This window comes from Cognatiyoonia sp., assembly GCF_965661665.1.
In the GTDB taxonomy this organism is placed as follows: domain Bacteria; phylum Pseudomonadota; class Alphaproteobacteria; order Rhodobacterales; family Rhodobacteraceae; genus Cognatiyoonia.
Map to the genome: position 1 here is coordinate 192,872 of NZ_CBFIEO010000002.1, position 21,834 is coordinate 214,705.

The following is a 21,834-nucleotide window of genomic DNA, read 5'->3' on the forward strand; positions in this document are numbered from 1 at the left end:
CGCCGTCCCCATGAGGACAAGTTGAACTGAATTGGTTAAGAATATCTTGCCGCCGTTGAAAGGAAGTTGAATGTCGCCTGAAGCCGCCGAAACCGTTGCGCTAAACGCATTGGGATGGCTTGTGCAAAATGATGAGATATTGCCCTTGTTTCTTGGGTCTACAGGGAGCGCGGAATCGGATTTGAAGACCCGTTTGGGAGATCCAGCTTTCCTTGCCTCGGTCCTTGAGTTTTTGACAATGGATGATGCTTGGGTCGTGGCGTTCTGTGACACGGTTAATCTTGCCTACGATGATCCGTTGAAGGCCCGCTATGCGTTGCCGGGGGCGGAGCAAGTACATTGGACATGACAAAGGGGCCCAATTTGAAGGGCGTTATTTTTGACAAAGACGGGACGCTCTTTGATTTCAACGCCACTTGGGGCGCTTGGGCTGGCACCATGATCTCGGCAGAAGCGGGGGGCGATACATCTCTCATCACCGCCCTGTCGCACCGTTTGGGCTACGACTACGGCGCAGGTCGATTTCAGCCTGGCAGCATCGTCATTGCCGAAACCGTCGATGTGGTCGCGGATGCGATCCTTGATGTGCTGCAAAAGGACGACAAGCCATCGCTCATTCAGCGTATGAACGCTGCGGCGCAACAGGTGCCACAGGCAGAAGCCGCACCTCTGATCCCATTCTTCGAAACGATGCGATCTTTGAACATGAAACTGGGCGTTGCGACCAACGACACCGAAGGTCCCGCGCGGACGCATCTGGCGCGGGCGGGTGTGGTCGACATGCTCGACTTCGTGGCAGGCTCGGATTCAGGCTTTGGCGGAAAACCGGCCCCCGGGCAGTTGCTTGCATTTTGTGAGGCGGTTGGGCTCACGCCAGAGGTCTGCGCGATGGTGGGCGACAGCACCCATGACCTTTTCGCGGGCCAATCTGCGGGCATGCGCACTATCGGCGTTCTGACCGGCCCTGCATTGCGCGCGGAGCTGGAGCCCCACGCAGATGTCGTCTTGGACAGCATCGCGGACATACCAAGCTGGATCGCGGCAAACCGCCTTTAGCGACAAGATCTGTCGCAAACCGATAAACACTCACCAACGTCTCTTTTCAATCTGGTGGCGAGGCACAGGAGATATGACATGGCAGTAGGTGCAAGACGTCGGGGTGGGGGACGCGCAGGCAATGCCTCGCGTCGGGCCAAAGGGGCCATCGACCAAATGCCGTGGAACCCGCCGATCAACATCGATCAGCCAACCGAACCGCTGAACGAAGAGGGCGTTCAAGCCATCCACAACGGCGCGATGACGATCCTAGAGGACATCGGCATAGAGTTTTTGAATGAAGAGGCGATTGAGCTTTTCAAAGAGGTGGGTTGTAAGGTCGACGGCTCCAACGTCCGGATGGACCGCCACTGGGTGATGGAGATGGTGGGCAAAGCCCCTTCCCAATTCGACATCACGCCGCGCAATCCGGCCCATAAGATCACAATTGGCGGCAAGCAATTGCTCTTCGGCAATGTGTCTTCCCCACCCAACTACTATGATCTTGAGATCGGCAAAAAAGTGCCCGGCACGCGGGAGCAATGCGCCAACTTGCTGCGGCTCACCCAGTACTTCAACTGCATCCACTTCGCGGGTGGCTATCCAGTGGAACCTGTTGATATCCATGCCTCCGTCCGGCATTTGGACGTGCTTTATGACAAGCTGACCCTGACTGACAAAGTGGTTCACGCCTATTCGCTTGGCAAAGAGCGGGTTGAAGACGTGATGGAGATGGTGCGCATCGCAGGCGGCATGACGGATGAGGAATTCGAAGCCAAGCCGCACATGTACACCAACATCAACTCCACATCACCCTTGAAGCACGATGTGCCGATGATCGATGGCTGTTTGCGGCTCGCCCGACGGGGGCAGGCGGTTGTCGTGACGCCGTTCACTTTGGCTGGTGCGATGGCGCCTGTCACAATGTCTGGTGCGGTCACTTTGTCGATTGCCGAAGGTCTCAGCGCCATCGCGCTGTTCCAATATGTCCGCCCCGGCACGCCGTGCGTGATTGGCACCTTCACATCGAACGTCGATATGAAATCAGGGGCACCGGCCTTCGGTACGCCCGAATACATGCGTGCGACCCAAATGACGGGGCAAATGGCGCGGTTTTACGGGCTGCCGATGCGTGCCTCCGGCGTCTGTGCCGCTAACGTCCCCGATGGGCAGGCAATGTGGGAGACGTCAAATTCGCTTTGGTCCGCTGTCCAATCTGGCACCAACATCGTCTATCACGCGGCGGGCTGGCTCGAAGGTGGCTTGATTGCAAGCCCTGAGAAATTCGTCATGGATTGCGAAGTTCTTCAAATGATTCAGCGCTATATGCAGCCTGGGATCACGGCAACAGGGCCGGACGACATCGCCCTTGATGCTATTCGGGAGGTTGGAGCAAACGGCCATTACTTTGGTATTCGACACACCCAAGACCGCTACCAATCCGCGTTCTATCAGCCTTTCGTTTCTGACTGGCGCAATTTTGAAGCGTGGGAGGTCGCAGGCGGCATCTGGACTGCGGAACGAGCGCATCAGACCTACAAGGACATCCTATCAACGTTCGAAGCGCCTGCGATGGACGATGGGATCAGGGAAGAATTGCAAGCCTTCGTCGAAAACCGAAAGGCGGAGGGAGGGGCGCCAACTGATTTCTGACGCCCCAACCGATTAGCTCATTTTGATCGCGACGTTCTTGGTCTGCATGTAGTTCCAAAGCGCCTCACGACCTTTTTCGCGGCCATAGCCTGACTTGCCGAAGCCGCCAAACGGCGTTTCAACACCGCCTGCGTACCATTCGTTCACAAACACTTGGCCCGCTTTGATGGCGCGTGTCGCGCGGGTCGCGCGGCCAAGGTCTTTGGTAAAGACACCGCCCACAAGACCGAATTCCGTCCCGTTTGAAATTTCGAACGCTTCGTTTTCATCCTTGAACGAGATGACTGACAGGACGGGACCAAAAATCTCCGTCTGGGCGACGGTCATGTGGGGTGTGACGTTGGACAGGATGGTCGGCTCTAAGAACGAACCAGGGATGTTCATCGCATGCCCGCCGGTCTCCAAAGTTGCGCCTTCTTCCACGGATTTCGCCACCAGACCAACAGCGCGATCCCGCTGTTCGACAGAAATCATCGGCCCCATGTTCATCCCAAACTCAGGGCGATCAACGCCCGGTCCAACGGATAGAGATTTTGCGATTTTTACGGCCTTTTCAACAAGTTCATCCTTACGGCTTTCGTGAACCAGGACGCGGCTCATCGCGGTGCAAACCTGCCCTGCGTTAAAGAAGATACCCCAACGGATGTCCCGCTCAAACGCATCGAGGTCGGCGTCATCATGCACGATCGCTGCGGATTTTCCGCCAAGCTCCAACACACACGGCACGATGTTCTTTGCCGCTGCTTGCGCAACCGCTGATCCTGTCGCAACCGATCCAGTAAAGACGACCTGACGCACATCTGCGTGGCCTGCCAGTGCAGCACCCGCTTCGTGACCATAGCCACAAACAACGTTGATCGTGCCAGCAGGGAATCCTGCTGCCTCAGCCGCGTGCGCCCAAATCATAGAGGTTACAGGCGTCAGTTCCGCGCTTTTTACAACGATGGTGTTGCCGCTCGTCAGCGCGCAAGAGATTGACCGCGCAGCCATCTCAACCGGATAGTTCCACGGGATGATATGTGCGGTGACGCCGTAGGGCTCATAAACGGTGTAATCGATGTAGCCGTTGCCGAGTGGGATTGACTTGCCTTCCAGCGTCTCGGCTTGGTTGCCGTAGTATTCGAAATAGCGGGAGGAGCCGCGGATTTCGACCAAGGCTTCCCACATCGGCTTGCCCTGCTCGGCGCAAAGCAGCTCTGCATACATCTCCAGATTGTCGAGGATGTATTGCCCCATCGCCTTGACCATCCGGCCCCGCTCAACAGGGCGGGGGGCCGTCAGAACGCCGGACATATGCACACGCTTGGCCGCTTGAACAGCGCGGTCCACGTCTGCCGCATCTGCAAGCGCATGGGTTGTGATTTTCTCGCCAGTGCCGGGGTTGATGACGTCGATACGGCCTGCGCCGCCGTCGACCCATTCACCGTCGATATAGTTTTTGTAGTAGTCCGCAAACTTTGCCATTGTGCCGCTCCCTCAAGTCCTGCAGCTTGATGCGGCGTTGCGGCCGGTATTGCAAGTGCAAGAGCGACGTCAATCATCAGAGGGCCGACGCATTGTGCGAATTAACGGGGGCTTGCCACTCACACGCCAATCACAGTTCATGAGATTGCCCCTTATGCGCGGCAGGGTTACGCATCTGCTCACATATTGAGGATCCAACATGAAACGTATGACTTCAGGACTCGGCGCACTCGCGCTGTTATTCGTTGGCTCACAGGCCGCCGCATCGGTTTGCACATCCCCCGCCAACGTCAACGCTTTGGCATCTGAAATTGCCCAAGGATTGAACTTCAATCGCGCATGCTTTTGATATGTCATTGAACCGTTTCTTTGGGCACTGTGGGACCGATGGGTCAAACAGCCAAGTACGCGTGCGCGCTGCGGGCTATCGCGATTGCCTCGTGGCAGAAAACTTGGCTAGGAGCTATCCGCGCAGTGAACAGATCATCTTAGGCTGGATGAATTCAGCAGGGCACCGCTCCAACATGCTGCACCCCCGCGCGCAGGGATTTGGCATAGGTATCACCGAAGGCGAAAAGGGCCTGAACTGGGTGCTGGTCGTGGCGAAGGGCTGCTAGAGGTCCATCCAGATTGTCACGGGACCGTCATTGGTCAGGCTGACTTTCATGTCAGCCCCGAACTGTCCCGTCACGACTGGAATGCCCAAGCCGCGCATATCATCTACGAATTTTTCATAAAGCCGCTCCCCCTCCGAAGGGGGGGCGGCTTGTGAAAATCCGGGCCTGTTGCCGCGGGACATATCCGCCGCAAGAGTGAACTGGCTAACGATCAACGCACTGCCGCCAGTATCGACCAGCGACTTGTTCATCTTGCCCGCGTCATCCAAAAAAATACGTAACTTACTGATTTTAATGGAGAGTTGAGCGGTGACAGCATCTGCGTCCCCTTGCATCGCGCAGACGAAAATCAGAAGTCCTTGGTCAATTGCACCAATTTCCGCCCCGTCGACAACGACGTTGGCGGTGGTGACACGCTGAATGAGCGCCCTCACAGCTCATCCGCCCAAGGTGGGTTGGCACCTGCTCGGGACACGGTGATCGCGGCGGCCTTGGCACCCAGCGCCGTCGCTGCGGCAAGGTCTGCACCCGCCAACCGCTCTTTAGACAGGCACCCCTGTCGGTCGAGACCTGCCAAGAACCCTGCATTGAACGTATCGCCTGCGCCGATGGTGTCGCTGCCCTCAGTGATATTCGCTTGCGCGGCTGGCACGTCTTCAACGCCATCTTTTGTGACGATTGAGACGCCCTCTGCCCCTTTCGTCAGCAAAATCACCCGCGTGTCGCCGGACAAAAGCTGTGTCGCATCAGTATTGCCGACGAGCCATTCGAGGTCTTCGTCCGATGTCTTAATGATATCTGCCGCCGCCATCATTCGCTGGATACGGTCGCGGTAGGCTGTTTCGTCCTTGATGAAGGACGGCCGCACGTTGGGGTCGATCATCGTCAGGCGGTTCGGGGCCTCTTGCAACATCAACGCCTCATAGGCTTTGGCACAAAGCTCCACCACAAGGCTGATCCCGCCAAAGAAGAGGGCGTCTGCCGTGACTTCTGGCAAGTCCGCCTCTGACAACAGCCGACCGGCTGTGTTTTCATCGTAGAAGGCATAGTAGGCTTGCCCATTGACGAGCTTCACAAACGCCAGCGTCGTGGGATCATCACTGAAATTTGCGGGGGATACGTCCACTTTGGAGGCTTCAAGATGCGCCTTGATGACATCGCCAAAAAGATCGTTGGAGAGGCCGGAAAAGAACTGCACATCGGCCCCCAGCCGCCCCAAGGCGACCGCTGTGTTCATGACCGCGCCGCCCGCGACAGGCTCAAACGCGTCGCCCCCCGCCTCGGTCTTGCGCGGTAGCATGTCGATTAGGGCTTCGCCCGCACACAAAATCATCCGATTCCTCTCCGTTACTGGCTGTTAGCGATAACATAGACAGCGATGCCGGCAATGATTAATCCAAAGATAACCGCAATCGCGATTTTCCAAGCGGAGTAGGGCCGCTCCTCCTGAACCCGCCCTGTGCGACCGTTGACGACGAAGCGGTAAGTCTTGCCGCGGTATTTGTAAGCCGCCAACCACACGGTCAGCAGCACATGCTTGAACGTCACATCGCTGACGGTCGTATCGACCTTTGAAACATGCTGCCGACTCCCGCCAATGTCATATTTCACGTCCTGCACGATCATCCGGTCCATATAGGCGCGGGCTTCTTGAAAGCCGTCTTCAAGCTCAACCCGATACCCCTCGGTCCGGAACCCGGCGAGGTATTCGGGGTTGTAGGGCTCTAGCTGCGACAAATCCCAAGGCTCCTTTTTGTTCGTTAACTTGAAGTCGCCGGAAGAAGCTCGCGCGCGATGATGCGCGCGATCGGCGCGGCCTCTGCAGGTGTCATACCTGTCTTTAGCCGATTGTCATAAAGCATTTGCAAGAGCAGCTCATCATGGGTGGTGAGCAACCCGTATTCCTCGTCATCGTTAAAGATCGACGGCCGCGCCTGCGGGCTATCGTTTGCAAGGCCCAATCCCTGCGCCAGTTCTTCGTGAATGCAAGAGGTGCGCAGAAGCGGCGGATGCTCAGCCCGTATTAGCGCAATCGCCTTGGAATAGCTCGCGGATCCACCTTCAGAGAAGGCGACCACGATACACAGCTGTTCGCGCGGCAGATTCATCATTGCGTTCAGCGAACTGGTCGAAATGCCCGGCACAATCTCCCGAATGCGAGTTTCAAAACCGGGGCGATCATCCTCGCTGGCGAAAATGACGTGGAAATTGGGCTGGGTTTTGGTTTGTATAATCGACAACCCCGTTATCCGCGCTAAACGATCGGCGAAAGCTGCAACGCTCGTCCGGTCCAATTGTCTTTGATCCGCGCTGATTGACGGACCAAATTCCACCGACATACGAATGAGTTGGTCCCACTTCCTCAACCGCGACAGCGTGGCTTGGGGCCGCAGAAAATCACCATCGGTGGTGTATTCATCAAACAATGCGATCCGCACAAAATTCCGCACCAAGATTGTGTTTGTGAAAGACGCATCCGGCCCGCCACCATCGCCGCGCAACAACTCCTGCGCCAAAAGATCGTTTTGAAGCCGTCGGTAATAGGCCGCCAAATCCTTGCTGGCTTGGCTCGGTTCCACAGGGGGCAGGTCAGGTGTTTCAACCGCTGGTCGCGCCTCGGGGCGGTCACTGTTCCACGGTGCGTCGGTGCAGGCGGCAAGGCCAAAGAGGCAGGTCAAACCTGCCAGCTTTAACCCACTGCGCGCCCACCCCATGTTCGGTCAGCTGCCTACGGCGGTGCCGATTGTGTCGCCTGTGCCGGGCTTGCAGGCTTTCTCAGCGGCGCGAGTGTCTTTCAACTCCTGCTTCATCTTCTGAAGATCCGCTTCTGCTTCAGCCCGCTTGCTTTCGATTGAAATGTAAAGAAGGTTGTCAAAGCCCAATACAGCTTGAAGAAAGCACAACATTAAAAGATAAGTAGCGTTTTCGAGCGTTAGCAAGTCAGCCATCGCATGTGTCCCCGGTAAAAAGTTTTGCCGCTAACATGCACTGGGCCGAAGCAACCAGCAAGGTTCAACGTTGGGGCTTTTTCCCCTGCGATCGGGCGTTGCGTGTCCGCTTGGGTTTTGGACGTTCGTTGTCGCCCAACTGGTCACGCAGTACGCGGCGTTTGACCTCCTCCACTTCGCCCGGTTTCAAGCTGCCAAGCTGGAAAGGGCCATAGCTGACACGGATCAGGCGGTTCACAGTTGCGCCAATCGCCTCCATCGCGCGGCGGATTTCGCGGTTTTTTCCTTCGCGCAAGGCAATGGTCAGCCAAGCATTCGCGCCTTGTTGACGGTCAAAGGTGACTTGCATCGGCTGATAGCGGACACCTTCAACGGTGATCCCTTGGCGCAATTGCTCTAGCTGCGGCTCCGTCACTGCGCCTTTCACCCGTACGCGGTAGCGCCGCAACCAACCGGTGGAGGGCAATTCTAACCGCCTTTTGATCCCGCCGTCGTTGGTGAGCAACAGCAAGCCCTCGGAATTGAGGTCAAGCCGCCCGACCGACATCACACGCGGCATGTCCTCTGGCAGCGCGTCGAACACGGTATCGCGGCCCTTTTCATCCCGCTCTGTCGTCACAAGTCCCGTGAGCTTGTGATAAAGCCACATCCGCGCCTCATCCGCCGCTTTGATGGGTTTGCCATCCACGGCAATCTTGTCCTGTTCCCCCACATTCAGCGCGGGGCTTTCAATGACCTTGCCGTTCATGCTCACCCGTCCAGCCTTGATCATCCGCTCCGCCTCACGGCGGCTGGCCACGCCTGAGCGGGACAAAACTTTGGCGATGCGGTCGCCGGGTGGGGTGTCTTTGGTCATGGGTACGCCATAGGGGACAATGCCTGCGCAATGCAATGGGAAGCTTGCAAATGCGCGCTAGACGCAGGATCAAGCAGCATGAGCTTTACCTCTTATATGGACGTCGCACTGGAAGAGGCCCGCGCCGCTGGCGAACGGGGGGAAGTGCCTGTGGGCGCGGTCATCGTTGGCCCTGATGGGATCGTGGCGCAGGACGGCAACCGTACACGGGAACTAAACGACCCGACCGCCCATGCGGAGGTGCAGGTGATCCGCGCTGCCTGTCGGTCGCTGGGGCAAGAACGGCTCACAGGCTATGACCTTTATGTCACGTTGGAACCGTGCCCGATGTGCGCCGCTGCCATCTCAAACGCCCGCATCGCGCGGCTTTATTTTGGCGCGTCTGATCCGAAGTCAGGCGGGGTTGGGCAGGGGCCACGGGTCTTTTCCCATCCCCAATGCCACCATGCGCCAGAGGTTTATGACGGGATTGGTGCAACGGCGGCCTCCGATCTATTGAAAAACTTCTTCGCAGGCAAGCGATCATGAATTGGTTCGACCAATTCGACGGATACTGTGAACGGACCGATTTCACCTATTGGTCAGAGCCCATCAACGCGATCACGAACCTTGCTTTCATCATCGCCGCCCTCATCATGGTTCGCCGCACCCAAGGCGACCGTGGTGGATTGCTGCTTTGCGCGATCCTTTTTGCCATTGGCGTTGGTAGCTACCTCTTCCATACCCACGCGACGGGCTGGGCGGCTTTGGCAGATGTGGCGCCAATCGGCCTTTACATCCTCACCTATCTGTTCCTTGTGAACCGGTCGCTGTTGGGCTGGCCCCTGTGGGCCGCGGCCTTGATCACCTTGGCGTTCGTCCCCTACGCGGGCGTGCTGGTGCCGATCTTTGACAGTCTGCCGTTTTTCCATGTGTCCAACTTCTACTGGACGGTGCCTTTGCTCCTTGGGGCCTATGCTATCGCACTCAGGTCGTCACGCCCGACGCTGGCGAAAGACTTCGTCACGGGGGCCGCGATCTTGTCGCTTTCCATCACCCTCCGCTCCATCGACGAAAGCATCTGCGGCGCGGTCCCAATTGGCAGTCATTTCCTCTGGCACTGCCTAAATGCCGTGATGTTGGGCTATATGATCCACGTCTACCTCACGCACGTTCTTGCAGAGCCTGACACACCTCGCTAAACGCAAATTCAATAGACTGACGGAGAGCCCCATGTCGATCGACACCGACACCGCCCGCCGGGTGGCCAAGCTGGCCCGGATCAAAGTTGAAGACGATGCGCTGCCTGCTTTGGCGGAAGAATTCAGTGCGATCCTTGGCTTTATCGAGCAATTGAACGAAGTCGATGTTGAAGGTGTCGAACCAATGACATCCGTGACGCCGCAACGCCTGAAACGGCGAAAAGATGTGGTAACAGATGGCGACCAGCAAGAGAAGGTCTTGGCCAACGCCCCCGACAACCGCGAAGGATTTTTCGCCGTTCCAAAGGTGGTTGAATAATGTCTGAGCTATCCAAACTGACCATCGCCGCCGCGCGTGACGCGCTTCGCAAAGGTGACGTGACAAGTGCCGAACTGACCGACGCCTGCCTGACGGAGATTGAAGGTGCATCCGCCCTTGGCGCATTCGTGCACAACACGCCAGACATCGCAAAAGACCAAGCCGACGCTGCTGATGCGCGGATCAAGGGTGGGGATGCACCCGATCTGTGCGGGATACCGCTGGGTATCAAGGACTTGTTCTGCACCAAAGGCGTGCCGTCGCAGGCTGCATCCGGCATCCTTGAAGGCTTCAAGCCAGAATACGAATCCACTGTCACAACGCAACTTTTTGATGCGGGTGCGGTCATGTTGGGCAAGCTCAACATGGACGAATTCGCGATGGGGTCATCCAACGAAACCTCCGTCTACGGCAATGCCGTAAACCCGTGGAAAGTTGTTGATCGCAGCCTGACACCTGGCGGTTCCTCCGGTGGCTCTGCCTCCGCTGTGGCGGCGGACCTGTGCCTTGGCGCGACTGGCACGGACACCGGCGGGTCCATTCGCCAACCAGCGGCCTTCACGGGGATCACAGGGATCAAGCCAACCTACGGCCGCGTCAGCCGCTGGGGCATCGTGGCGTTCGCGTCATCGCTCGACCAAGCGGGACCGATGACGAAAGACGTCCGCGACAGCGCGATCATGCTCGAAGCGATGTGCGGCCACGATGCCAAAGACAGTACCAGCGCCGATTTGCCCGTGCCGAACTTTGAGGCGGCACTAACTGGCGACATCAAAGGCAAAACCATTGGTATTCCAAAGGAATACCGCATGGATGGTATGCCAGCGGAGATTGAAAAGCTTTGGTCCGATGGCACAGCCATGCTGAAAGACGCCGGCGCCACAATCAAAGACATTAGCCTGCCGCACACGAAATACGCCTTGCCCGCTTATTATGTGATTGCGCCGGCAGAAGCTTCCTCAAACCTCGCGCGCTATGACGGCGTACGCTTTGGCCACCGCGCCACATTGGATGCAGGCGACGGCATCACGGAGATGTATGAAAAAACCCGTGCCGAAGGGTTTGGGCCAGAGGTGCAGCGCCGCGTGATGGTGGGCACCTATGTGCTCTCTGCTGGGTTCTACGATGCCTACTACAACCGCGCCCGAAGGGTCCGCGCGCTCATCAAGAAAGACTTTGAAGATGTGTTTGCGGATGGGGTCGACGCGATCCTGACGCCTGCAACACCATCTGCGGCCTTCGGGTTGGGTGAGAATCTGGACCCGATCCAGATGTACTTGAACGACGTCTTCACGGTCACGGTAAACCTTGCCGGTCTGCCTGGCATTTCGGTGCCAGCAGGGCTGGACAGTTCGGGACTGCCGCTGGGCTTGCAACTCATCGGTCGCCCGTGGGAAGAGGCCGATCTGCTGAACGTTGCGTTCTCACTGGAACGTGCGGCGGGATTTGTAGCAAAACCCGAGAAGTGGTGGTAAATTCAGCTAGCTTTGATCGTTTGGAGAGTGCTGTGAAACGTACTGTTGCAATGACAACTGCCTTGATCGCGCTAGCTGCGTGCCAACTGCCTGTGCCCGACAGTGGCCGCGGTGTCGGATTTTTGGATTCTAATGAGTATCTTGAACAGCAAGCGCGGCGTGAGGCGGCACTGACTGGGGCGAACCGCGCCCAAGCGAGCGCACAAGCTGGCGTGCCAAACGTCGCCGTAACATCTGAGGAACTCGCTGAGATCGGTATTGTCCAACCACGCGAGCAAGAGGTGACAGCAGCTCCGCTGTCTGCAATTCCAGAGCAAACCCAAATCGCCGCGAATGGGCGGGAGATTGGGATCGAGGCATCACCAACCAACGCTGCCCCGACGCTTGCCAATAACAATCCTGGCATCTCGGATGAACAAGACTTCAGCGCCGTGTCCTCACGCGAAAGCATTGAAAGTGATGCGGAACGCCGCGCCACGCAAGCCGCCGCGCGCGAACAAATTGAGCCGACCGCCTTGCCGACCCGCCCCAGCAACACAGGGCCCAACATCGTGGTCTACGCCCTGAACGCGCCGAACAAGAAAGGGCAGGAATGGTACAGCCGCTCCTTGCTGTCTGGTCAGGGCCGCTTCCAACGCAATTGCGCGGGCTACAACACGCCAGATGACGCACAGCGCGACTTTCTTGCGCGCGGCGGGCCAGAGCGGGATCCGCGCGGTATCGACCCAGACGGTGATGGTTTCGCATGTGGTTGGGATCCGGAACCTTTCCGCTTGGCGGCAGGCAACTGAAGCTCACGCAGCATAGCTCCCCTAATTTCGGCCAGCGCCGTAATGGTGCGACGCCAAACCTCGTCGTGATCCACTACACCGCCACCTCTACGGCAGAGGATGCTTTAGCGACGCTCACCGAACCGAAGTCAGAGGTATCTGCGCATTATCTGATCGCGGAAGATGGGGAGGTTTTCGCCCTGGTCGCCGAAGAAAACCGCGCATGGCACGCTGGTGCGGGGCAGTGGGGGCAGGTGACGGACGTCAATAGTTATTCCATTGGGATTGAGCTGTCCAACACCGGCTTCACACCCTTCGCGGCCCCTCAGATGGCTGCGCTAGAAAACCTGCTGTGCGACATACTCAACCGCTGGAGTATTGGGCCAGAACGGGTGATCGGACACTCCGACATGGCCCCCGGTCGCAAGATTGATCCGGGGACGCGGTTTGATTGGCGCAGGCTGGCCCTCCAAAACCTGAGCATCTGGCCAGAAGCCACTGGCAAGACTCCTGATTTTCGCGCATCGATGCAACGCTTCGGCTACACCGCCCCAAAAGGGGATGACCTATTGCTCGATACCTTCCGCCGCCGGTTTCGCCCCCATGCCTCAGGCCCACTCGATGACACGGATCGCGCCTTGATCGCTGATCTGGCCGATCGCTACCCCGTTGACGCACAGGCCACTTGCGTTTAGCGACATCGCTGCGCGGATGGCTGGATGATCGCGGCGGCAACGTCGAGGAAAGTCCGGACTCCAACAAAGCAACGGTGCCGGGTAACACCCGGCGGGGGCAACCCCAGGGAAAGCGCCACAGAAAACAAACGGCCCAGCGTGCTGGGTCACGGTGAAACGGTGGGGTAAGAGCCCACCGCGCGAGCGGCAACGTAAGCGGTACGGCAAGCCCCGCCGGGAGCAATGCCAAATAGGGACCTCGCGTGGGCAACCACGGGGACGCTTTAAACCCCAGATGGTCCGGGTTGGCAGCTAGAGGGCGGTTGGTAACAGCCGCTTTAGAGGAATGATCATCCAAAGGGGCGACCCTTGGACAGAATCCGGCTTATAGGCCATCCGCGCGTTTTCAATTTTCACCCGATAGGGCAGCGCACAAATTTTCATCGACCTGTTCAAAAATTATGCTAGCGTCCTTGGTGGGGCGATAAGCTGAAGGTTGGCACTTTACTTCATAGGGGGAGATCGCCCGAATGCATCGTCAGTGAATTGAACGGTAGGGGATCAAACCATGAAACACATCACTCACTTTATGGCGGCTATGGCTGTCTCAACCACCACCGCTTTTGCTGGCGGTCATGCAACCGATGTTGACTTCGCACTCGATTGGAAGTTTGAAGGCCCATCTGCGCCGTACTTCGCCGCCATCGACAACGGCCACTTTGAAAACGCAGGTCTCAACGTCGAAATCACCGCAGGCTCCGGCTCGCTCGACGCGATCCCAAAGGTCGCAACTGGCGCGTTTCCAATCGGCTTTGCCGACATCAACAGTCTGATCCGGTTCTTGGACCAGAATCCAGGCGCGCCTGTCACAGCCGTCATGATGATTTATGACAAGCCACCTTTTGCCGTCATTGGTCGCGCATCACTCGGCGTGTCCGCTCCGTCTGACCTTGAAGGCAAAGTGCTGGGCGCACCGCCCCCCGACGGCGCATGGGCGCAGTTCCCAATCTTCGCGACAGAAAACGATCTGGACGTCTCCGCTATCAAGGTTGAGCCTGTTGGCTTCCCAACACGCGAACCCATGCTGGCCGAAGGCAATGTCGCTGCGATCACGGGCTTTTCTTTCAGCTCCTACCTGAACCTCGTGCGCCTTGGCGTGCCAGAGGATGACATCACAACGCTGCTGATGGCGGACTACGGCCTCGACCTTTATGGCAACGCGGTCATCGTCAACACCGACTTCGCCGTCGAAAATCCGGATGTTGTCAGCGGCTTCCTTGAAGCGGTTGCGATGGGTTGGAAAGATGCCATTGCTGATCCGGCCTCCGTTATGCCGTCGCTGATTGAGCGGAACCCAGCAGCGGATTCCGACCTCGAGCAGCGCCGCCTGCAACTGGCCATCGATGCTAACGTCCTCACCGATAAAGTCATGGCCGATGGTATGGGCACAATCGACGCTGACCGCATGGCAGCTGCGATTGAGCAGATCAAACTGGTGTATGAATTCCAGAACGCACCAAATACGAGCCTTTATTTCACCGACGCTTACCTGCCCGAAGGCGGTTTTGCGGTGCAGTGATGAAAGCTAGGGTGGGGGTGTCCGATTCCCACCCAACACGAAGGCCACCATGTCCCCCTTGATAGATATCAAAAGCGTCAAACACGCCTACACCACAGCCGCCGGACCGCTGCCTGTGCTCGACGGTCTTGATGTCACGGTTGAGGAAGGTGGTTTTTGTGCCGTTGTTGGCCCATCCGGCTGCGGCAAGTCCACGCTCACCCGCCTGATCGCTGGCCTGATGCGCCCCGCTGAGGGGGAGGTTTGGCTGCACGGTGAGATCGTCAAAGGCCCGCGCTCAACCGTTGGCATGGCCTTCCAAAACCCCGTTTTGCTGGAATGGCGCACGATTTTGCAAAACGTCATGCTGCCCTTGGAAATCGTCCCGAATGGCCTGAAAGGCAAAGCGGCGGAGGAACGGGCGCGCTCTTTGCTAGCGCTCGTCGGCCTCGAAGGATTCGAGGACAAGCGCCCATCCGAACTCTCCGGTGGAATGCGGCAGCGGGCCTCCCTCTGTCGTGCATTGGTGCATCAACCAGATGTTTTGATCCTTGATGAGCCGTTTGGTGCCCTCGACGCCTTCACGCGCGAAGACCTGTGGCAAACCATGCATGAGGTGAAGGAAAAGGAACCCTTCACTGCTGTGCTCATCACCCACGACCTGCGGGAGTCGATCTTCCTTGGCGACCAAGTGGTTGTCTTGTCCGGCCGTCCTGCCCGGACGCAATACGTGATGGACATCAAGCGGACGACAAAACCAACGCTGGATGATCTTTACACGCCAGAGGCCGCTGAACGTCTGGCAACGCTGCGCCATCAAATCGAAATCGCGCAAGGCCGCGCTGTGGAAGAGGCCGCACCATGAACCCAAGCCTGCGCAGAGTCCTTGTCCCCATCGTCGCCATCGTGATCTTCCTCGCACTTTGGGAAGCACTCGTTTGGGTCATGGGATGGCCCAACTACAAAATGGCCTCGCCCAGCGACCTGATCCCAGCCTATGAGCGGTACTGGTACCTCTTCCTCATCATGGGCTGGCAAACGCTGTGGCGGACGGTTCTTGGCCTCCTGCTAGCCATAGTGGTCGGCACCGCCATCGGCATGATCATGGGCTTTTCGCGCACCATGCGCGACGCGCTCTACCCGCTGCTTGTGGGCTTCAACGCCATTCCAAAGGCCACCGTTGTCCCGATCGTCGCCCTCATGTTCGTCGGTGCGCATGACTTCAATACGGTCCTCATCGCCTTTATGATCTCCTTCTTTCCGATTGCGGTCTCCGTCTCCATCGGGCTTTCAACGTTGGAACCCGAATACCGTGACATCCTCCGCTCCCTCGGCGCATCGCAAACTACAATCTTCTGGAAGATCGCCTTGCCGAAAACGCTGCCGGAGTTTTTCGGCGCACTGAAAGTCTCTGTCACACTAGCCTTCATCGGCACAAACCTGATGGAGATCGTCAGCCCACACGGCCGCGGCCTTGGCGCATTATTCGACAGCGGTAAGACCAATTCGGACTACCCGCTGATGTTCGCCGTGCTCATCGCGCTCGCCGTGTTGGGGATCATCCTCTACTATTTTGTCGTTGCGCTGGAACGCATTTTCGCAGGCTGGGCAGAGCGGGCCGACACGTCATTCTAAGCCATCGCTGACCCACTCAACCAACGATTATCACAAAGCTGCCCGTTCCGATCTGTCGCGGCAGTGCAGCGAGCAAATTTGTTTACAGCTGGCCGTGCCCCATGCAACGCTTGACCCTAGGGCACTCTGCTAGGGGAAGTTTGCTTTAGGGGGTGTCCTTCATTTTGGGAGGATATTTTATGAACCTAAGACCAGATCCAACATTCTACGCAACGCCAAAAATCGCGATGGAGGCGCCAGCCGAAAAGCTTGCCTTCACGCTCATGCTAAGTCCTGACGGCTCGCAACCCGATGGTTTGGCGATCGTGGATGTTGACCCAAAGTCCAAAACCTACGGTGAAATCGTGCATCAACTCATCATGCCAAACAAAGGCGATGAGTTTCACCACTTTGGCTGGAACGCCTGTTCTTCGGCCCTGTCGCCGCTGACGGGGCACGCTTTCCTTGAGCGTCGTTACCTTATTATCCCCGGTATCCGGTCCTCCCGCATCTACGTCATTGATGTGAAAGAGCCGTTGAAGGCCAAAATCCACAAGATTATCGAGCCCGAAGAGGTGTTCGAAAAGACCGGCTATTCCCGCCCTCATACCATTCATTGCGGTCCAGAAGGCATTTACGTCTCCACTCTCGGCGGCGGCGGCGAGGATGGCACCGATGGCCCTCCCGGTATCTTCATCATGGATTGCGAAACGTTTGAGATTCTTGGGCGCTACGAAATGGACCGTGGTGAACAAGACAAGCATTATGACTTCTGGTGGAACCTGCCGCGCGATTACATGGTCAGTTCCGAATGGGGCCTGCCGCCGCAGTTTGAAAACGGCATCGTGGCGGAGGATTTGCTGTCCAACAAATACGGGCACAAAATCCATTTCTGGAACCTACGCCAGCGCAAGAATGTCCAGACCATCGACCTAGGGGCCAATCACCAGATGGCTTTGGAGATCCGTCCCGCCCACGATCCAGCGAAAGATTACGGCTTCTGCGGTGTTGTGGTCGACACCACCAACCTACAAGGTGCGATCTTCACATGGTGGCAGAAGGACGACGGCACGTTCGAGGCCAAGAAAACGATTACTATCGATCCACGACCAGAAAAGGCAGAGAACCTCCCACCGTTGCTGCAAGGTTTTGAAGCCGTGCCGCCGCTGGTCACGGACATCGACCTCAGCCTCGATGACAAATACCTCTACGTAGCGTGCTGGGGGCAGGGCGAGATGCATCAATACAATGTGTCTGACCCGATGAACCCGAAGCTGACGGGTAAGGTGGAAGTTGGTGGCATCGCCCGCGGCACCAAACATCCAAACGGCAGGCCCTTTGTCTATGGCCCGCAAATGGTGGAGATCAGCCGCGACGGGAAGCGCGTCTACTGGACCAACTCGCTTTACTCCACGTGGGACGATCAGTTCTATCCCGACGATGAAGGCGGGCAGATGGTCATGGCGAATGTCGGCAAGAATGGCGGGCTGACGCTCGATAAGGACTTCTATGTCGATTTCCCCAAAGGCTACCGCAGCCACCAGATCAGATTAGAGGGAGGGGACTGTTCCACCGACAGTTTCTGCTATCCGTCCGTCTAACGCATGAGCGAAGTTGAAACCGCAACGGCCCTTTGGTGGGCCGTTGTTGTGTCTGGGATCTATCATGGTTTGAACCCCGGGATGGGCTGGCCGCTGGCTGTGTCGTCGGCATTGATGGAGCAGAAGCAAGGTAACCTCTACCACGCGCTCATCGCTTTGGCGGTTGGTCATTTCATCGCCATGCTCGCGATTCTTTTGCCGTTCACGATGCTGATTACGTTGGTGCAATGGCAGCGGGAGATACAGCTCTTCGCGGCTGGCCTCATCATCTGCCTTGGCATCTACCTTCTAATCAACCGCCGCCACCCACGGTTTCTCGCGCGTGTTCCCCCGTCGCGCCTGGGCCTTTGGTCCTTTTTGGCGGCGATGGCGCATGGGGCCGGCTTAATGCTCGTCCCGATCTACCTTGGAATTTGCGGGACGCTGGACACAAACGTAGGTCACGCCGCCGCCGATGAACTCATCAGCGGCAACCTTGGCATCGCATTGCTGGTTGCCATTGTTCACACGGCTTCAATGATGCTGTCAGGGGGAGTACTTGCCATTGGGGTTTATCATTGGCTGGGCCTCAAATTCCTGTCCAGAACCTGGTTCAATCTTGACGTCGTGTGGGCCCTAAGCCTGATCGTCGTCGGCATCCTTGCAATCGTCTTGACCCACTGATCCTACTCAGCCCAAGCGCTTGAATGGCACGCATCCCGCAGCCTTGGCAAAGTTTCCCACATATCGCCATTGACTCAGGGCGACTTAGCAGTAAAAGGCAGCTCTTAGAGGTTTTTACGCAGGGCCAGAACGGCCCGCGATTAGGAGACGGACAATGGCGAAGCCAACCACAATCAAGATCCGCTTGAACTCCACCGCGGGGACAGGCCACTTCTACGTGACGAAGAAAAACGCACGCACCATGACGGAAAAAATGGTCGTCAAAAAGTACGACCCAGTTGTCCGCAAGCATGTTGAATACAAAGAAGGCAAGATCAAATAGTCTGATCTGACTTCATGTTCGAGATGAGCCGTGCCAAAGCGCGGCTTTTTTCATTTGTACGATAAAGAAAGGGCCGGTCGATGGACCGGCCCTTTCGCATTCGATGTCGAGTTGTTTATTCGCGGTTGCCGAACAGCTGTAGCAAGAACATGAACATGTTGATGAAGTCGAGGTAGAGGTTCAGCGCGCCCATGATGGCTGCTTTGCCCAACCACTCGCTATCCCCATGCATCGCATGTGCGAGGTATGTGTTCTTGATGTTCTGCGTGTCGTAAGCGGTGAGACCTGCGAAGATCAGCACGCCCAAGATGGACCTTGCGAACATGATCGCGTCTGATGCCAGCCAGATGTTGGCGATGGACGCTACGATCAGACCAATCACACCCATGATCAGGAAGGATCCCCAGCCAGAGATGTCTTTCTTAGTGGTATAGCCCCAAAGGGAAAGACCCGCGAAAGCGATCGCCGTGATCAGGAACACCTGAATGATGGAGAAATCTGTGAAGACAGCAAAGATCCAGCTGATAGACAAACCCATAGCGGCAGCAAACGTGTAAAAGAACGTCTGAGCGCCTGCCGCGGACAGCTTGTTAATCATTCCGCCAAACAAGAACACCATCGCTAGTGGCAGGAACATGATGACCCACTTCAGCGGGCTCGTCCAAAGCGTCGCGCCAAAATCAGTCAGATAGGTGTTCGTACCGATCTGGTAAGGTGTTGGGTCGGTGGACAGCGCCAGACCGGAGATCGCCCAAGCCGCCAAAGCGGTGATGAGCATACCGATGGACATTGTCCCATATACTTTGTTCATGTGGGTGCGCAGACCCTCATCGATCTCTGCCGTGCGGACACCGCCGGCTGTGCGGATCGTTTGATATTCAGCCATAGAGACCTCCAGTTGAATCAAGGAGCACCAAATCACTGGTGCGCTTATCAGCAATATTGGCACTTTACCCTTGTTTTTCAACCGTTGAGTGCCCCGATCTAGGCGGGATTCGATGAAATTGCGCTGGTTTGCCACATCATCCCATGGGTTAGAGGCGGCGTGACCAGTTTTTAGGCATGTCCCACGCTGGTTTTGCGGCCTCATTGCGGGCCTGATCCGGTGTGACACCAATGTCCATCAACTGCTGATCTGTCAGATTTGCAAGTTCTGCGCGTTCCTTGCGCATCACACCCATCAAGCTGAAGCGCTGACCAAGGCTGATCTTACTAAGGCGGGACGGGGAGGGAATGAAGAGTTCGACTACGGACATTGCTTCGCCTTTCGTGATGTAATTTGCGGTTATCATTCGATTGGTTGATATATCGCGGCGCATTATGTATAAGTAAAATGAATGTTTGATGATTTACCCATCAAGGTTTGTGATATATGCGAAATCTCGATTTGACCGCCCTCCGATCCTTCGTCGCTGTTGCCGATACGGGTGGCGTGACCAAAGCGGCGGGGTTCCTCAATCTTACGCAATCCGCCGTCTCCATGCAGCTGAAGCGATTGGAAGAAGCGCTCAACCTTGCACTCCTCGACCGTTCATCGCGCGTCATCGCCCTGACCCCCGCAGGCGAACAACTTCTCAGCTATGCGCGCAGAATGCTGGACCTCAATGATGAAATTTATGGGCGGCTCACCTCTGTCGACTACGAAGGGGAGTTTGTCCTCGGCGTCCCGCACGACATCGTCTATCCCGCGATTCCCGATGTGCTACAGAAATTTGCCACGGCCTATCCCCGCGTCCGCGTGCAGCTTTTGTCGTCTTTCACACGTGGCTTGAAATCGCAGTTCGCGCGGGGGGAAGTGGACATCATCCTCACAACCGAAGCCGGTCTAGAACCGGGTGGTGAAACGCTCGCTTCCCTTCCGCTTGTCTGGTTCGGCGCCCCTGGTGGTACGGCGTGGAAACATCGCCCTTTGCGTCTTGCCTACGAAGGCAACTGTATCTTCCGCGTTGGCGTGCAGCGTCGTTTGGACGACGCAGGCATCCCTTGGGAAATGGCGGTGGAAAGCGACAGCACCCGCACCATCGAAGCGACCGTCAGTGCAGACCTTGCCGTTCATACCATGCTTGCAGGCACTGAACCGCGGTATTTTGAGCGCATACAACATGGCGGCGCATTGCCAGAGCTGGGTGGCATGAACATCAACATGTACTGCCGCGAACTGGGGCAGGGGCCAATTTTGGAAGACCTGAAAGAGCTTTTGGCGAGCGCTTATCGCGGCGCGCCAGTCGCCCCTAAAGAAACAGTTATGGTGTGACCACAACCTTTCCCGTGGATTTGCGCGCCTCAAGCATGTCCAACGCCTGATCTGCGTCGTCCAGCGTGAAGGTGTGGCTGATGTGAGGTCGCAATTGGCCCTCCTCATACCACTGCATCAACTCTGCCAGACTGTCGCTCAACACATCGGGTGCAAACTTCAGATAATCACCCCAATAAAAGCCAATCACGGTGATGTTCTTCACCAGAATGTGGTTCGCCGCGATCTTTGGCACTGTGCCGCTGGCAAAGCCAATCACCAAAATACGCGCTTCGCGGTTGCAGGCCCGCAAGGCGCTGACGAACTGATCGCCACCTATGGGGTCATACAAAACGTCTGCACCACCATGAGATTTGATGACCTCACGAATGTCGACCTCATCGCTGTCATAAGCGAAATCAGCACCGGCGGCCTTGGCCACTGCGACCTTGTCCGCCCCGCGTGCAAACGCAATCACCGTCGCGCCCAATGTTTTGCCGACCTCAACCGCCGTCAGGCCCACGCCGCCAGCCGCCCCTAGTACAACCAGCGTCTCGCCCGCCAGCAACTTGGCACGGTGGGTCAGCGCCAGATGCGACGTCCCATAAGCAACTTGAAACCCTGCAGCGGCCTCTGACGGCATCGCATCTGGCACAGCGCGGCATAGGGCGGCGGGAAAAAGCCCAAACTCCGCCAGCCCACCTTGCCCGCCAAACACGGCCACTCTGGCTCCAATGGCAGGTGAGGTGACACCTTCGCCTAAAGCTTCAACCGTACCGCAGACTTCCATGCCCAAAGTGAACGGCGGTTTGGGCGTATCCTGATAGGTTCCTATGCGCATCAAGAGGTCG

At 57.2% G+C, this 21,834-nt stretch carries 25 protein-coding genes, 1 other RNA gene and 2 pseudogenes; 18 read left to right on the top strand and 10 right to left on the bottom strand.

What is annotated here, in order from left to right:
- Positions 1-70 precede the first annotated feature (70 nt).
- From ACTF5F_RS02270 to ACTF5F_RS02280, 3 genes are all read left to right on the top strand, one after another.
- Complete coding sequence (locus ACTF5F_RS02270) at positions 71-349, top strand: DUF3572 domain-containing protein (protein ID WP_438955260.1); 279 nt, start codon at positions 71-73, stop codon at positions 347-349.
- A 14-nt stretch (positions 350-363) separates the two neighbouring features.
- Positions 364-1,056: an HAD family hydrolase gene (locus ACTF5F_RS02275; protein ID WP_438955261.1), complete on the top strand. Its 693-nt coding sequence runs from the start codon at positions 364-366 to the stop codon at positions 1,054-1,056.
- Positions 1,057-1,134: 78 nt separating this feature from the next.
- The gene (locus ACTF5F_RS02280) at positions 1,135-2,688 is read left to right on the top strand and encodes a trimethylamine methyltransferase family protein (protein ID WP_438955262.1); all 1,554 of its coding nucleotides are present in this window, start codon (positions 1,135-1,137) and stop codon (positions 2,686-2,688) included.
- 12 nt (positions 2,689-2,700) lie between these two features.
- On the opposite strand, the gene ACTF5F_RS02285 is transcribed toward ACTF5F_RS02280, so the two are convergent.
- Positions 2,701-4,152, bottom strand: a complete 1,452-nt coding sequence (locus ACTF5F_RS02285) for an aldehyde dehydrogenase family protein (RefSeq protein WP_438955263.1) — start codon at positions 4,150-4,152, stop codon at positions 2,701-2,703.
- 350 nt (positions 4,153-4,502) lie between these two features.
- Between ACTF5F_RS02285 and ACTF5F_RS02290 the strand changes: the two genes are divergently transcribed.
- Positions 4,503-4,769 (top strand): CAP domain-containing protein, encoded by a 267-nt coding sequence (locus ACTF5F_RS02290; protein WP_438955264.1) that lies wholly within the window; start codon positions 4,503-4,505, stop codon positions 4,767-4,769.
- Here the strand turns inward: ACTF5F_RS02290 and dtd are convergent.
- The 6 genes and pseudogenes from dtd to ACTF5F_RS02320 all read right to left on the bottom strand — a co-directional run bounded on the left by dtd (position 4,766) and on the right by ACTF5F_RS02320 (position 8,573).
- Positions 4,766-5,203 (bottom strand): D-aminoacyl-tRNA deacylase, encoded by a 438-nt coding sequence (gene dtd, locus ACTF5F_RS02295; protein ID WP_438955265.1) that lies wholly within the window; start codon positions 5,201-5,203, stop codon positions 4,766-4,768. The two genes, ACTF5F_RS02290 and dtd, sit on opposite strands and share 4 nt — an antisense overlap.
- Positions 5,200-6,102, bottom strand: coding sequence for a carbohydrate kinase family protein (locus ACTF5F_RS02300; RefSeq protein WP_438955266.1), 903 nt, complete (start codon positions 6,100-6,102; stop codon positions 5,200-5,202). Before ACTF5F_RS02300 ends, dtd begins: the two co-directional genes overlap by 4 nt.
- A 14-nt stretch (positions 6,103-6,116) precedes the next feature.
- Positions 6,117-6,530: pseudogene (locus ACTF5F_RS02305) on the bottom strand (primosomal protein N' (replication factor Y) - superfamily II helicase); the annotation flags it as partial.
- Positions 6,530-7,483, bottom strand: a complete 954-nt coding sequence (locus tag ACTF5F_RS02310) for a DUF2927 domain-containing protein (RefSeq protein WP_438955267.1) — start codon at positions 7,481-7,483, stop codon at positions 6,530-6,532. The gene ACTF5F_RS02310 and the pseudogene ACTF5F_RS02305, both read right to left, overlap by 1 nt.
- A 120-nt stretch (positions 7,484-7,603) precedes the next feature.
- Positions 7,604-7,717, bottom strand: a pseudogene (locus ACTF5F_RS02315) (TerC family protein); the annotation flags it as partial.
- 64 nt (positions 7,718-7,781) lie between these two features.
- Positions 7,782-8,573, bottom strand: coding sequence for a pseudouridine synthase (locus ACTF5F_RS02320; RefSeq protein ID WP_438955268.1), 792 nt, complete (start codon positions 8,571-8,573; stop codon positions 7,782-7,784).
- 78 nt (positions 8,574-8,651) lie between these two features.
- Here ACTF5F_RS02320 and ACTF5F_RS02325 point away from each other — a divergent pair, with 78 nt between their 5' ends.
- The 13 genes from ACTF5F_RS02325 (at position 8,652) to rpmG (ending at position 18,750) form a co-directional block, all read left to right on the top strand.
- Positions 8,652-9,101: a nucleoside deaminase gene (locus ACTF5F_RS02325; RefSeq protein WP_438955269.1), complete on the top strand. Its 450-nt coding sequence runs from the start codon at positions 8,652-8,654 to the stop codon at positions 9,099-9,101.
- Positions 9,098-9,754, top strand: a complete 657-nt coding sequence (locus tag ACTF5F_RS02330; protein WP_438955270.1) for a ceramidase domain-containing protein — start codon at positions 9,098-9,100, stop codon at positions 9,752-9,754. The genes ACTF5F_RS02325 and ACTF5F_RS02330 overlap by 4 nt, the downstream gene beginning before the upstream one ends.
- A gap of 31 nt (positions 9,755-9,785) precedes the next feature.
- Positions 9,786-10,073, top strand: a complete 288-nt coding sequence (gatC, locus tag ACTF5F_RS02335; RefSeq protein WP_438955271.1) for an Asp-tRNA(Asn)/Glu-tRNA(Gln) amidotransferase subunit GatC — start codon at positions 9,786-9,788, stop codon at positions 10,071-10,073.
- Entirely contained in the window at positions 10,073-11,548 is a 1,476-nt protein-coding gene (gene gatA, locus ACTF5F_RS02340) for an Asp-tRNA(Asn)/Glu-tRNA(Gln) amidotransferase subunit GatA (protein WP_438955272.1), read from the top strand. The genes gatC and gatA overlap by 1 nt, the downstream gene beginning before the upstream one ends.
- A gap of 32 nt (positions 11,549-11,580) precedes the next feature.
- Positions 11,581-12,339: a hypothetical protein gene (locus ACTF5F_RS02345; protein WP_438955273.1), complete on the top strand. Its 759-nt coding sequence runs from the start codon at positions 11,581-11,583 to the stop codon at positions 12,337-12,339.
- Positions 12,300-13,013, top strand: a complete 714-nt coding sequence (locus ACTF5F_RS02350; RefSeq protein ID WP_438955290.1) for an N-acetylmuramoyl-L-alanine amidase — start codon at positions 12,300-12,302, stop codon at positions 13,011-13,013. Before ACTF5F_RS02345 ends, ACTF5F_RS02350 begins: the two co-directional genes overlap by 40 nt.
- A 12-nt stretch (positions 13,014-13,025) precedes the next feature.
- Positions 13,026-13,396: RNase P RNA component class A (rnpB, locus tag ACTF5F_RS02355), an RNA gene on the top strand.
- A gap of 185 nt (positions 13,397-13,581) precedes the next feature.
- The gene (locus tag ACTF5F_RS02360; protein WP_438955291.1) at positions 13,582-14,571 is read left to right on the top strand and encodes an ABC transporter substrate-binding protein; all 990 of its coding nucleotides are present in this window, start codon (positions 13,582-13,584) and stop codon (positions 14,569-14,571) included.
- Positions 14,572-14,620: 49 nt separating this feature from the next.
- Positions 14,621-15,415 carry an ABC transporter ATP-binding protein gene (locus tag ACTF5F_RS02365; RefSeq protein ID WP_438955274.1) on the top strand — a complete coding sequence of 265 codons (795 nt, stop codon included), beginning with the start codon at positions 14,621-14,623 and terminating at the stop codon, positions 15,413-15,415.
- Positions 15,412-16,185, top strand: coding sequence for an ABC transporter permease (locus tag ACTF5F_RS02370; RefSeq protein ID WP_438955275.1), 774 nt, complete (start codon positions 15,412-15,414; stop codon positions 16,183-16,185). Before ACTF5F_RS02365 ends, ACTF5F_RS02370 begins: the two co-directional genes overlap by 4 nt.
- A 179-nt stretch (positions 16,186-16,364) precedes the next feature.
- Positions 16,365-17,765, top strand: coding sequence for a selenium-binding protein SBP56-related protein (locus tag ACTF5F_RS02375; RefSeq protein WP_438955276.1), 1,401 nt, complete (start codon positions 16,365-16,367; stop codon positions 17,763-17,765).
- Between the two features lie 3 nt (positions 17,766-17,768).
- Entirely contained in the window at positions 17,769-18,428 is a 660-nt protein-coding gene (locus ACTF5F_RS02380; protein WP_438955277.1) for a hypothetical protein, read from the top strand.
- A gap of 154 nt (positions 18,429-18,582) precedes the next feature.
- The gene (rpmG, locus tag ACTF5F_RS02385; protein ID WP_058315632.1) at positions 18,583-18,750 is read left to right on the top strand and encodes a 50S ribosomal protein L33; all 168 of its coding nucleotides are present in this window, start codon (positions 18,583-18,585) and stop codon (positions 18,748-18,750) included.
- A 115-nt stretch (positions 18,751-18,865) separates the two neighbouring features.
- On the opposite strand, the gene ACTF5F_RS02390 is transcribed toward rpmG, so the two are convergent.
- Both ACTF5F_RS02390 and ACTF5F_RS02395 read right to left on the bottom strand, forming a co-directional pair.
- On the bottom strand, positions 18,866-19,636 hold the full coding sequence (locus tag ACTF5F_RS02390; RefSeq protein WP_438955278.1) for a Bax inhibitor-1/YccA family protein: 771 nt from the start codon (positions 19,634-19,636) through the stop codon (positions 18,866-18,868).
- A gap of 148 nt (positions 19,637-19,784) precedes the next feature.
- On the bottom strand, positions 19,785-20,006 hold the full coding sequence (locus ACTF5F_RS02395; protein ID WP_438955279.1) for a DUF1127 domain-containing protein: 222 nt from the start codon (positions 20,004-20,006) through the stop codon (positions 19,785-19,787).
- A gap of 116 nt (positions 20,007-20,122) precedes the next feature.
- Between ACTF5F_RS02395 and ACTF5F_RS02400 the strand changes: the two genes are divergently transcribed.
- Entirely contained in the window at positions 20,123-21,004 is an 882-nt protein-coding gene (locus tag ACTF5F_RS02400) for a LysR family transcriptional regulator (protein WP_438955280.1), read from the top strand.
- Here ACTF5F_RS02400 and ACTF5F_RS02405 read toward each other — a convergent pair.
- Positions 20,994-21,834 (bottom strand): NADPH:quinone oxidoreductase family protein (locus ACTF5F_RS02405; RefSeq protein WP_438955281.1); only part of this gene is annotated, 841 nt, incomplete at its 5' end. The genes ACTF5F_RS02400 and ACTF5F_RS02405 overlap by 11 nt on opposite strands.

Bases quoted from the DNA above. Each gene is read 5' to 3' on its own strand.
- ACTF5F_RS02270 (WP_438955260.1), top strand. From the start codon at position 71: ATGTCGCCTGAAGCCGCCGAAACCGTTGCGCTAAACGCATTGGGATGG.
- ACTF5F_RS02280 (WP_438955262.1), top strand. From the start codon at position 1,135: ATGGCAGTAGGTGCAAGACGTCGGGGTGGGGGACGCGCAGGCAATGCC.
- ACTF5F_RS02285 (WP_438955263.1), bottom strand. From the start codon at position 4,152: ATGGCAAAGTTTGCGGACTACTACAAAAACTATATCGACGGTGAATGG.
- ACTF5F_RS02290 (WP_438955264.1), top strand. From the start codon at position 4,503: ATGTCATTGAACCGTTTCTTTGGGCACTGTGGGACCGATGGGTCAAAC.
- ACTF5F_RS02300 (WP_438955266.1), bottom strand. From the start codon at position 6,102: ATGATTTTGTGTGCGGGCGAAGCCCTAATCGACATGCTACCGCGCAAG.
- ACTF5F_RS02310 (WP_438955267.1), bottom strand. From the start codon at position 7,483: ATGGGGTGGGCGCGCAGTGGGTTAAAGCTGGCAGGTTTGACCTGCCTC.
- ACTF5F_RS02320 (WP_438955268.1), bottom strand. From the start codon at position 8,573: ATGACCAAAGACACCCCACCCGGCGACCGCATCGCCAAAGTTTTGTCC.
- ACTF5F_RS02325 (WP_438955269.1), top strand. From the start codon at position 8,652: ATGAGCTTTACCTCTTATATGGACGTCGCACTGGAAGAGGCCCGCGCC.
- ACTF5F_RS02330 (WP_438955270.1), top strand. From the start codon at position 9,098: ATGAATTGGTTCGACCAATTCGACGGATACTGTGAACGGACCGATTTC.
- gatC (WP_438955271.1), top strand. From the start codon at position 9,786: ATGTCGATCGACACCGACACCGCCCGCCGGGTGGCCAAGCTGGCCCGG.
- gatA (WP_438955272.1), top strand. From the start codon at position 10,073: ATGTCTGAGCTATCCAAACTGACCATCGCCGCCGCGCGTGACGCGCTT.
- ACTF5F_RS02360 (WP_438955291.1), top strand. From the start codon at position 13,582: ATGGCGGCTATGGCTGTCTCAACCACCACCGCTTTTGCTGGCGGTCAT.
- ACTF5F_RS02365 (WP_438955274.1), top strand. From the start codon at position 14,621: ATGTCCCCCTTGATAGATATCAAAAGCGTCAAACACGCCTACACCACA.
- ACTF5F_RS02370 (WP_438955275.1), top strand. From the start codon at position 15,412: ATGAACCCAAGCCTGCGCAGAGTCCTTGTCCCCATCGTCGCCATCGTG.
- ACTF5F_RS02375 (WP_438955276.1), top strand. From the start codon at position 16,365: ATGAACCTAAGACCAGATCCAACATTCTACGCAACGCCAAAAATCGCG.
- ACTF5F_RS02380 (WP_438955277.1), top strand. From the start codon at position 17,769: ATGAGCGAAGTTGAAACCGCAACGGCCCTTTGGTGGGCCGTTGTTGTG.
- rpmG (WP_058315632.1), top strand. From the start codon at position 18,583: ATGGCGAAGCCAACCACAATCAAGATCCGCTTGAACTCCACCGCGGGG.
- ACTF5F_RS02390 (WP_438955278.1), bottom strand. From the start codon at position 19,636: ATGGCTGAATATCAAACGATCCGCACAGCCGGCGGTGTCCGCACGGCA.
- ACTF5F_RS02395 (WP_438955279.1), bottom strand. From the start codon at position 20,006: ATGTCCGTAGTCGAACTCTTCATTCCCTCCCCGTCCCGCCTTAGTAAG.
- ACTF5F_RS02400 (WP_438955280.1), top strand. From the start codon at position 20,123: ATGCGAAATCTCGATTTGACCGCCCTCCGATCCTTCGTCGCTGTTGCC.